The sequence below is a fragment of the Halobacteriovorax sp. genome (genome assembly GCF_041587335.1).
Taxonomy (GTDB): Bacteria; Bdellovibrionota; Bacteriovoracia; order Bacteriovoracales; family Bacteriovoracaceae; genus Halobacteriovorax.
The window spans coordinates 35,101-44,291 of record NZ_JBFGYP010000012.1 but is presented as its reverse complement, the minus strand read 5'-3'; the positions used below and the strand labels follow the sequence as shown (position 1 = coordinate 44,291).

Here is a 9,191-nt window from a genome sequence, read left to right as displayed (position 1 = left end):
TGCCTAAGATGTAGGGAGTTTGAAAGTAACCTCAATTCGTTATCAGAAAAGTTCTCTAAAACTTTAATCCTTCTTAAGAATTTAGGAATAGAATTTTTATTTGATGAAAAAAGAGGGTTTGACTGCCAAAAGTATTTCAAGATAGGAATATCTAGCTTTGGAGGTAACTCTTTATTAGTCTCAATATCTTTTTCAAAGCTTTTGTTTGTCATTCTACCCTCTTAAAGTATTCCAATATCTTCTTTTTTAACCCAACCAGATAAACTGACAGGGTGATCGATATAGAACCACTCACTATCTTGCTTACCTAAAATAAACTTTAAGCCACCTGGCAATGTTGCTTTCACATCATAAACAGACGAAGGCCCTTCATATACTTTCATCTCATTTATATTAACTGCAAAAGTCTTACCTGCTAAAGCTCCTTGATGTATTCCAATTGGAAGAAAAGATAAAGCAATCAGTAGTGCAAGAGCGTACTTATTTTTAATTTGTTTAAATTTAAAAAGAAGAACAGAGAGTATCAAAAGTACCAAAGTAATACTTATGCCATATGAGATAGGTATTTGAGATACAATACCAATAAATTGATCAGATACATCATTTGACAAGGTTAGATCTATCCCTTGTATCTTCGATTTAATTACAGATAAGTTATTTAGTAAATCAGATCCAATATATCCCTTTTTCATAGCAAGCTCTAAATGGTAACGCCCCGGTCCAAGGTCACCCATCTTGGTATAAACTGTCCCAAGATTATAGTGAAAGTCGACATCGGAAAGCTGACTCTTACTCCTGAGAAGTAAATCAATCGCTTTATCAAACTTGCTATCTAAATATAGTGTCTCTAATGACTTTGATATTTCATTTATGTTAGTATTCGCCATGAGCATATTATCAACTTAGCACATTAATAATGCAAGTTGCGGTAATGTATACACTTTAAAATTTGAGGTTTTTTTATGACAATTGGTGTTTCAAACGAGGAAGTTCTAGACCTTTCTAATAAGTTATTTTCAAGTATTCTTCTTGAGCAAAAGAAGTTCATGGGTCTTAAAGGTCCAGATGCTGGAAAAGAAAATATGAATGAAGAAATTCTAAGCAAGTATGAAGAAGGTAAAGGTCGTGGCTTTTTCTTCAAGTACGTTTCTTCAGGAAGAGGGCATGGTCCATTTACTGAGTTAGTAGATGGCTCAATTAAGTACGATCTTATTGGAGCAATTGGTCCAAACTTACTTGGACACTCTCATCCGTTATATATCAAAGCACATCTTGAAGCTGCTACTGGTGATGTAATGATGTGTGGAAACCTTTTAACTCATCAAGAGCCACAAAAGCTTACAGAAGAAATTATTAAGTCAGTAAAGGGAAGTAGATTAAAGCATTTCTGGTTTTCTGGATCAGGAAGTTTTGCAAACGATACTGCTTTAAAAATGTTGTGGCAAAAGAAAGACCCTGCTCACAAGCTTATTGCATTTGAAAAAGCATTTGCAGGAAGAAGTATTGCAACTCAAGATATTACTTACAATGAAGACTACAGAGTAGGACAACCAAAGTCTATTGATGTAGACCATGTTCCTCACTTTGATCAAAATGATCCAGAAGGGTCTCTCGAAAAAACTCTTGCAGCACTGAATGAACTAGTTAAGAAAAATAAAGATCAATACTGTGCCATCATGCTTGAACTTATTCAAGGTGAAGCAGGATTTGTATATGGTTCAAAAGAGTACTATCAAGGCGTATTTAAATGGGCAAAAGAAAACAACCTCTACATCTGGGTTGATGAAGTTCAGTCATTCGGAAGAACAACAGAACTATTTGCTTTTCAAATGTTCGAACTAGATGAATATGTCGACATAGTTACAATTGGTAAAGCGCTTCAAGCATGTGGAACACTATTCACTGAAGAATTAAATCCAAAGCCAGGACTTGTAGCAGGAACATTCAATGGGTCTACTGCAGCTCTTAATGCTGGTCAAAAAGTAGTCAACTATCTGAGAGAAGGAAACTTCTACGGACAAGATGGAAGAATGAAATATTTAGAAACTCAGTTTCTAACTAGATTATCAACTCTATCTAAAACAGTTTGTAAGGGAAAGATTGGTTACTCTGGTGGTGTAGGATCCATGATTTCATTTGAAGTTGGAGACTCATCTAAAGAAGTTACAATTTCTTTTATTAAGAAACTTTACGAGAATGGAATCATTTCTTTCATGGCCGGTAAAGAGCCTACAAGAGTTAGATTTCTTCTGCCAACATGTTTAACAGATGAACACATCGATGAAATTTTCAAAGTTATTGTTAAAACAGCGGATGAAGTACTTTAGGAGACTGCATGTTTAATCTAAGGCCAGCGAGGCTTAGTGATATTGAAGATTTATTTGTACTTAGCCAGCACTATGTCTTTATAAGTCTTCCATCAGATAAAGAACTTATAACTAAGAAAGTAAAGAGTTCAATTAAGGCATTTAAGAAGGCCTCAAAAGACATTAGTGAAGATACATATATCTTTGTTCTTGAAGACTTATCAAAAGGAAAAGTCATTGGGTGCTCTATGATTCATGCTCAGCATGGAACTGATGAAGAGCCCCATTTTTTCCTTTCTGTCTCACAGGAAAACAAATTTAGTGAATCTATTAATACAGGCTTTATTCATGGAACGCTTAAGCTTGGTTATGACACAAATGGACCAACTGAAATTGGTGGATTGATTTTAGACCCTAACTATAGAAACAATAATCATAAGCTTGGTAAGCAGTTATCTTATGTACGCTTTCTCTACATGGGTCTAAATCAAAAAAGATTTAAGGATACAATTCACTCTGAACTTATGCCTCCTTTCGATAAGGATGGACGCTCACCATTATGGGAGGCCATAGGAAGAAGATTTTTGAATATGGAATACCATGATGCTGACTTATTAAGTAGAAGTAATAAAGAGTTCATTCTAAGTCTTTATCCATCAGATACAATATATGAAACATTACTACCTCTTGAGGCCAGAAATGCAATTGGTAAAGTTGGACAAGACACATTACCAGTCAAAAGAATGCTTGAAAATATTGGCTTTAAGTACACTAAAGAAGTAGATCCTTTTGACGGTGGACCACACTATCGCTCTAAACTATGTGATATAAAACCAGTCAAGGAGCTCCAGGAGTTCGACCTAAAGTTTAATCAAGATGTTGATAAGAAAGATGTAAAAAACTACCTCGTTTCTTTGAAAGATAGTGATGATTTTATTGCTGTAAAAGTTAGTGGTGTAATAAAAGGTGGAAAGCTTTTAACAAACATGAAAGAAATGGAAGATTTAGAAATAAAAAATAATGCAAAAATAAATGCAATTCCACTTTAGGAGAATATATGACTTATGAATTGAAAGGTAACTTCTTTAATAATGAATTTACTCAACCTCCATTCTCTGGTCCCGAGGCTGTAGAGAAATGGATTACAAGAACAAGTCCCGCGGACTTAACTAAAACTCTATGGAAATGTCCAATTCATTATGGTCATGCTGAGGAAGTAGTCGACTCTGCAACTAGAGGTTTTAAAGAGTGGAGAAAATCTTCTATAGAAGACAGAATCTCTTACTTAAAAAAATATCAAGAAGTTCTAATTACAAAGAAAGAAGAAATTGCAAAAGCAATTTCATTAGAAATGGGAAAACCATACTGGGAAGCTCTTACAGAGGCTGGAGCACTGATTGCTAAAATTGATGTAACAATATCTGATTCACTTCCACGTGTTACTTCAAAGGTCTACAATGACATTATGCCATCAACAAATGGATATATTCACTATAAACCTATCGGACCATGTTTTATCATAGGACCATTCAACTTTCCTTGTCACTTAGCAAACGGACAAATTACAAGTGCTCTTATGGCCGGTAATACGATTATATTTAAGCCATCAGAAAAAACATGTTACTCGGCACAGCTAATGTTTGAATGTTTAGCACAAGCTGGTTTTCCTAGTGGTGTGATAAACCTTGTTCAAGGTGATGGTGAGATTGCTAGAAGAATTCTAAAAAGCAGAGATATTAAAGCTGTCTTTTTCACAGGATCTAAAGATATTGGTAGATCTATTTTAAAACAAACGCATGAAGACTTAGGAAAGTTAGTATCTCTTGAGCTTGGTGGAAAAAACCCTGCCATTGTTCATAGTGATGTGAATATTGACTATGTTCTTGGTGAACTAATTAAAGGGTCATTTTTAACAACAGGCCAAAGATGTACTTCAACTGCCATTGTTCCAATCCATAGAAGTATTTGTAACGAAGTCGTTTCTAAGTTTCACGAATTATCTAAGAAGATAATTGTAGATCACCCAATTGAGCACAATGAAACTCCTTTCATGGGACCCCTAGTAGACCAACAAGCTCTAGATAGCTACCTACTTTATGTTGGAATGGCAAAGAGAGAAGGCCTAGAAGAAATAATGAGAGGAAAGAAGCTAGAGAAAAAGTTTGATGGTCACTATGTTTCACCATCAATTCACCTTGCTCAAAAGTGGGATGACAAAAGTCACTTCTTATCGAGTGAAATCTTTGGTCCAAACTGTACATTTATTCCATACGATGAAATTGAAGAAGCAATTGATATTGCAAATAAAACAGAATACGGTCTAGCAGCTTCTATCTTTACAAAAGATCATTCTCTATATGAATTAGCACTAAGAGATCTTGATCATGGATACGTAAATCTAAATAGGTCTACAGTTGGTGCATCAGCGAAGCTACCTTTTGGTGGTGTAAAAAATTCAGGAAACTATCATCCTGCTGCTGTTACAACAATAGATGCTTGTGTATACCAACAGGCTTCTCTTGAGATTCTAAAAGAAGAAGAAGTTGATTTAAATAACATTGTTGGTTTAAAGAAATAAATATTAAGCGATGCTCTTATTTAGGAGCATCGCTTATCTTTACTAATAATGCTTCTTGTTTATTAAAACACCCGAGTCTACAGACTGAGAAAAGTCATCTTTCATTGCGCGCATCTGATCAACATCTACTGCAGCATTTTTCTTATATAGACTCAATACTTCAATTTGCTTTAATTTTGATTGAGAGTAAGCAAACCTTTCTTTCTCTTTAAAAATAAAGCTAGATGTTTCAACTAATTCACCATCTTCATTCAGAGCAGTATCTTTAACTTTTCTTCTCTCAAAGAATCGATCTATACATTCTTTAGCCTTCCCACCTGAATTTGTTTTAACTGATATCTCATCTTCATCTTTTTCTTTACTCTTAAAAGGTAAAATTTTTGCCATTTTTTCTGCATCAGAAAAGTCATGACTTACACCATCTAACCTTTGGCTAATAATATCTGTTAATGAGGATCTATTCTCTCCTGCTGAAGAACTCGTAAGTTCACTTATTTCCTCAGGTGTGAGTACTCGAAAAATTGACGTCAATAAAAAATTCTTAGCACTCATTGGGCTTCCTTTGGCTAAAACCTACCAAACCTATCGGGTATTACTGGAAATAACTTTAGCCAACAATAATTAATAAAATCAACAAGATAGACAGCTTCTCGTAAGTAAATACCCTTTGTTGGCAATTTTTTTATAAAAAGGTCTAGACAAAAATAGAGATGCCATTTATAAATGTAACTCTCACATCTACTGGGGTGTGGCGCAGCGGTAGCGCAGCGGACTGTTAATCCGTTGGTCGTGGGTTCAAATCCCTCCACCCCAGCCATTTTATTTTCAATTAAATTTATACTTTAAAACTTCTAGTCTAACTGAAATGATATCGTCTTTTCCTGCTCAGTTTACAATCAATATTTTAATAAGCTAAAAGATTTAAAACTCAAGGGGTTAACTGATGATAACGAAGAAAAATATTTTCGATCTAAAAACACATTCAAAAGTAAAGCAAGCTGTCTCTACATCATATGAAGAATTACTACACGATCTACGTGAAGACTTAACATCTGGCTATACTAATGAATTCTTTAGCGAAGGGTTTCTAGATCGTTTAAAAGAAATCATTGGAGATAAGGAATTAAACCTTTATTCTAACTTAAACTTTTACTGGTCTACACTTCTTGAAAATGTCATCTACCTCGTTCAACTACATGAAGAATGTGTAGAAATGAAAGCAGCAAAGAACGATGAAGAGTTTGCTGAAGTTGAAGAAGAACTTTTTAACTTCTGGAATGACAGTGATCTAACAGAGAGTTTTTTAGAACTACTTTCATTAGATAACTCAATCTTAGATTCATCTAAAGTTCTTCAGCCAATACTTGAGAATCAAATAGTTTCTTTCTTCTATTTAAATATATCTAAAAATCCACTACTCGGAGAAGAGAGCTATATCTACAAGGCTATCCCAGAGAAGGGAGACAATGATCAATGTCTATACCTTGGAAATACAAATCAACTTGTTCGTCTTGAACCTGCATGCGAAACCTTTCCAACTCTTCCAATTGTTGGAGTAAACAAGCATCAAAACCTTATCTATCTAGAGGGTGATAAAAGATACGTAATCACTGATGGACTAAGGCCACTAACTATTGAAAATAAAGAAATTCATGTTTTACCTAACTGTGAAAAAGGCTTCTCTAAAGTAGAAGAAGTTAGGACAAACATTACGAAGGCCCTCAGTATAATTAAGGAGAATTCTGAAAATCTTTATAATACATTTTCAAGCTTTTCTCACACCATTATACCAATAGATGAGCCATCAATTGTTAGCTACTCACAACAACAACTTCCTGGATTTTCATGTATCAATGTTTTTGAAAGAGACTTTGTTGATCTCATTGATGATCTTTTACACGAAAATGGCCATCACTACTTGAACGCACTTCTAAACTCAGAGGAACTAATCAATGAAGATGATGAGAAGATATACTTTTCTCCTTGGAGAAAGTCTCTAAGACCAATCAGGGGTATATATCATGGAGCCTTCACTTTCTACTGGGCCCTAGAACTATTCTCAACTCTATTTGAAAATGAAGTACTTAATAAAAAATTAAATAATTTCAACGAAGAACAAAAAAATAAAATAACTCTCAGATTCTTAGAAGAATTTGAAATGTTAACATTTTGTTTTGAAGACTTAGACTCTGCTTATGAGTCAGAGAAAGTAACTGATGAAGGAAGAAAGCTCATTAAGACAATTGAAGAACTTACTTTTGATAAGAAAGAACTTGCTCTAAAAGCTGTAGAGAGCTTAGATAAAGACAGTTTACAATCTCTAAATGAACTTAAGGACCTTCTAAAAAAAGAAGGAAAGCATTACAGATTATAACTTAACAAGCCTTGCCTGCATTTCATTTGCAGGCATAAGTTCCCCTTTCGCACTTGCAACTTCAATACCTTTTACATAGACCTTTTTGGCCTCTTCGATCTCACCAAGAATTTCTAAGGTTTTTCCTAGTAAAGTATAGGCGGTAGAGTATTTATCATCTACAGAAACAACACGCTTTAAATGCTCTTTAGCCTTCTCATATTCTTTTCTATAGAAATATACGTCCGCCATTCCAAAGTTAGCAATCGTATCATCTTTATCAATTTCAAGAACTTGCTTAAACATTGATTCACGCTGATTTATTTGATTCTCTTTTTCTTTTTCCTGCTCTTCTTTAATTTTCTTCTCTTTCGCAACTTTACCAAATTGAGCAAAAGACTTAACTGTAGCCAGGCCTTTTTCTTCTTCGGCCTCTTCAATTTTTCCAAGCCTCATAAGGTATAGAGACTTATTAGTATGTGCCATAACAGAAGTTTCATCTGTAGCTAAAAGCTTATCCATTAACTCTATCCCGAGTTCAAACTTCTCTTGTCTACCGTAAATAACTCCCAGAGACTCATAAGCATCTGAGAAGGCCGGAGTTAACTCAATTACAGCTTCTAGTGCCGCTATTGCTATCTCCACTTTTTCATTTTGAAATGAGCTTACAGCGTATAAATAGAGTTCATGCGAGAAGCTTTCTATACTTTGACCTACTGAGTAGTTTTTAAAGGTAAAGCTTATGCTTCTTTCGTCTTGATTAACATCAAAGGACTTATTTTCAATTCTGAATTCTCTAAAAAGCTTAACCATTGCCACATGAGCTGACTTAGTTATTACTTCTCCGCCTTTTCTATCATTAATTTTAAAAGGACCGAGATTAAGTTTCTCTACGTCTTTTGATTCAAGTAAAGATGGATAAAAACTTGCTCCTCTACCATTATGGACTTTAGCAACTGTCTCTTGACCGAGAAAGCAACCCTTTGTATATGAAACAGCAAGGTCATTAAGCCTCGTATTATTTATTAAATCTCCTGCGTGGACATCGACATTCCAAGTAGGCCAACCCGATTTAATTTTTAATTCTAGTTTTTCATCACTAGATAATTCTTTTAAGTCTGAATTCTTATCTGAAAAGCTTAAGCTTGAAGGAAGTCCATAGAGTAGACCACTTATAAACTCAGCTCTCTGAGTGTCCTTAGATATAGTGTAAAAGACCTTTCTTTCATCTTTAGAAAGTTCCACCTCATCCATTATGATAAATTTATTGAACTCAGCAATTGCAGAATCACTAACGTCACTTGGAAATAATAAAAGAAGTTCATTTTCTGTTTTTATATTTATGAAAAAGAATTGTATCTTCCCTGTTCTATCAACTCTAGAGTTTAAGTTAAACGTATTAACAGGCATTGAAAGTATGTCGTTAGTTGTTTGGCCTTGAAAAAAAGCCTCTCTATCCTTTCCAGATACTACGCACAGATCCCAATCCGAAAGAGTTCCCTTTCGACCTTCTATAAACAATTCAAATTCATTCATTATTTTATTCCATTAGACTGAGAAAGATTCTCCGCAACCACACGTATTTTTGGCATTAGGATTTACAAAGACAAAGCCCTTTCCATTTAAGCCATCCTTAAAATCTAAAATAACACCTTTTAAGTATATTGAGGACTTAGGGTCGATGAACACATTTACATCCCCAAAAGTACATATATTGTCGTTGTCTTTCTTTTGATCAAAATCAATTTTATAATTAAGCCCTGAGCAACCACCACCAATAACACCAAGGCGAAGACCATAGTCTAAACCTTTGTTTTCACTATCAAAGATATGCTTAATATGTTCTAAAGCTTTTTCCGTAATACCTACAATTTGATTATTTTCACTCATAATTATTCCATTTTCTTAATACTAGACTAAATTTGTACCATTTACCTACTTCTATCATACAACA

9 protein-coding genes and 1 tRNA gene are annotated in these 9,191 nt (G+C 34.3%); 5 read left to right on the top strand and 5 right to left on the bottom strand.

All coding sequences use genetic code 11. The annotated features are described in order from the left end of the window. The coding region (locus tag ABX784_RS03565; protein ID WP_372652646.1) for a hypothetical protein at nt 1–212 on the bottom strand (212 nt) is incomplete at its 3' end. A 9-nt stretch (nt 213–221) separates the two neighbouring features. Further along, nucleotides 222–887 (bottom strand): hypothetical protein, encoded by a 666-nt coding sequence (locus tag ABX784_RS03560; RefSeq protein ID WP_372652643.1) that lies wholly within the window; start codon nt 885–887, stop codon nt 222–224. Between the two features lie 75 nt (nt 888–962). Between ABX784_RS03560 and ABX784_RS03555 the strand changes: the two genes are divergently transcribed. From ABX784_RS03555 to ABX784_RS03545, 3 genes are read left to right on the top strand one after another with little or no spacing between them, the layout of a single operon-like run. Beyond that, on the top strand, nt 963–2,327 hold the full coding sequence (locus ABX784_RS03555; protein WP_372652641.1) for an aminotransferase class III-fold pyridoxal phosphate-dependent enzyme: 1,365 nt from the start codon (nt 963–965) through the stop codon (nt 2,325–2,327). An 8-nt stretch (nt 2,328–2,335) separates the two neighbouring features. Next, complete coding sequence (locus ABX784_RS03550) at nt 2,336–3,355, top strand: arginine N-succinyltransferase (RefSeq protein WP_372652639.1); 1,020 nt, start codon at nt 2,336–2,338, stop codon at nt 3,353–3,355. An 8-nt stretch (nt 3,356–3,363) separates the two neighbouring features. Further along, nucleotides 3,364–4,884: an aldehyde dehydrogenase family protein gene (locus ABX784_RS03545; RefSeq protein WP_372652637.1), complete on the top strand. Its 1,521-nt coding sequence runs from the start codon at nt 3,364–3,366 to the stop codon at nt 4,882–4,884. A gap of 42 nt (nt 4,885–4,926) precedes the next feature. On the opposite strand, the gene ABX784_RS03540 is transcribed toward ABX784_RS03545, so the two are convergent. Continuing rightward, entirely contained in the window at nt 4,927–5,436 is a 510-nt protein-coding gene (locus ABX784_RS03540) for a hypothetical protein (RefSeq protein WP_372652635.1), read from the bottom strand. A 190-nt stretch (nt 5,437–5,626) separates the two neighbouring features. Between ABX784_RS03540 and ABX784_RS03535 the strand changes: the two genes are divergently transcribed. Beyond that, a tRNA-Asn gene (locus tag ABX784_RS03535) sits at nt 5,627–5,701 on the top strand. Nucleotides 5,702–5,827: 126 nt separating this feature from the next. Then, nucleotides 5,828–7,258, top strand: a complete 1,431-nt coding sequence (locus ABX784_RS03530; RefSeq protein ID WP_372652633.1) for an HEXXH motif-containing putative peptide modification protein — start codon at nt 5,828–5,830, stop codon at nt 7,256–7,258. Here the strand turns inward: ABX784_RS03530 and ABX784_RS03525 are convergent. Continuing rightward, nucleotides 7,253–8,773: a tetratricopeptide repeat protein gene (locus ABX784_RS03525; protein WP_372652630.1), complete on the bottom strand. Its 1,521-nt coding sequence runs from the start codon at nt 8,771–8,773 to the stop codon at nt 7,253–7,255. The two genes, ABX784_RS03530 and ABX784_RS03525, sit on opposite strands and share 6 nt — an antisense overlap. A 12-nt stretch (nt 8,774–8,785) precedes the next feature. After that, on the bottom strand, nt 8,786–9,127 hold the full coding sequence (locus ABX784_RS03520) for a HesB/IscA family protein (RefSeq protein ID WP_372652627.1): 342 nt from the start codon (nt 9,125–9,127) through the stop codon (nt 8,786–8,788). Nucleotides 9,128–9,191: the final 64 nt, after the last annotated feature.

Bases quoted from the DNA above. Each gene is read 5' to 3' on its own strand.
- ABX784_RS03560 (WP_372652643.1), bottom strand. From the start codon at position 887: ATGGCGAATACTAACATAAATGAAATATCAAAGTCATTAGAGACACTA.
- ABX784_RS03525 (WP_372652630.1), bottom strand. From the start codon at position 8,773: ATGAATGAATTTGAATTGTTTATAGAAGGTCGAAAGGGAACTCTTTCG.
- ABX784_RS03550 (WP_372652639.1), top strand. From the start codon at position 2,336: ATGTTTAATCTAAGGCCAGCGAGGCTTAGTGATATTGAAGATTTATTT.
- ABX784_RS03540 (WP_372652635.1), bottom strand. From the start codon at position 5,436: ATGAGTGCTAAGAATTTTTTATTGACGTCAATTTTTCGAGTACTCACA.
- ABX784_RS03530 (WP_372652633.1), top strand. From the start codon at position 5,828: ATGATAACGAAGAAAAATATTTTCGATCTAAAAACACATTCAAAAGTA.
- ABX784_RS03545 (WP_372652637.1), top strand. From the start codon at position 3,364: ATGACTTATGAATTGAAAGGTAACTTCTTTAATAATGAATTTACTCAA.
- ABX784_RS03520 (WP_372652627.1), bottom strand. From the start codon at position 9,127: ATGAGTGAAAATAATCAAATTGTAGGTATTACGGAAAAAGCTTTAGAA.
- ABX784_RS03555 (WP_372652641.1), top strand. From the start codon at position 963: ATGACAATTGGTGTTTCAAACGAGGAAGTTCTAGACCTTTCTAATAAG.